The sequence below is a fragment of the Aminobacter sp. P4_D5 genome, assembly GCF_056401815.1.
This window is the reverse complement of record NZ_JBFUIP010001158.1, coordinates 1-569: the sequence shown is the minus strand read 5'-3', so window position 1 is coordinate 569 and position 569 is coordinate 1. Positions and strand designations below refer to the sequence as shown.

Sequence of the window (569 nt, the reverse complement as noted above, 5' to 3'; positions counted from 1 at the left end):
GCGCAAAGGCTGGACGGAAGAGGCAAAGGGAGGCATGCCAAGGGCCATGAGCGACACCATCCAGACCGACGTGGCCATCATCGGCGCCGGGCCCTGCGGGCTCTTCGCCGTCTTCGAATGCGGCATGCTGAAGATGCGCAGCGTGGTGATCGACACGCTGGAGGAGATCGGCGGCCAATGCGCCGCGCTCTATCCGGAGAAGCCGATCTACGACATTCCCGCGCATCCCGCGATCGCCGGCGCCGAGCTTGTCCACCGCCTCGCCGACCAGGCCGCGCCCTTCTCGCCCGAATACCTGCTGAACCAGCGGGTCGAGCGGCTCACGCCCACGGCCGATGGATTCGTGCTGCAGACCAGCGCCAATCGCGCGGTATCGGCCAAGGCCGTGATCATCGCCGCCGGCGCCGGCGCCTTCGGCCCCAACCGCCCACCCTTGGGGGGGCTGCCCGGCTACGAGGCCAGTGGCGCGGTCCGCTACATGGTCACGAAGCGGGAGGAATTCCGCGGCAAGCGCGTGGTGATCGCGGGCGGCGGCGATTCCGCGGTGGACTGGGCGCTGAGCCTGAAGG

1 protein-coding gene is annotated in these 569 nt (G+C 69.4%); it reads left to right on the top strand.

Annotation, left to right across the window (positions count from 1 at the left end):
- Positions 1-46 precede the first annotated feature (46 nt).
- On the top strand, positions 47-569 hold a 523-nt coding region (locus AC1DWF_RS37240; RefSeq protein WP_476843443.1), incomplete at its 3' end, for an NAD(P)/FAD-dependent oxidoreductase.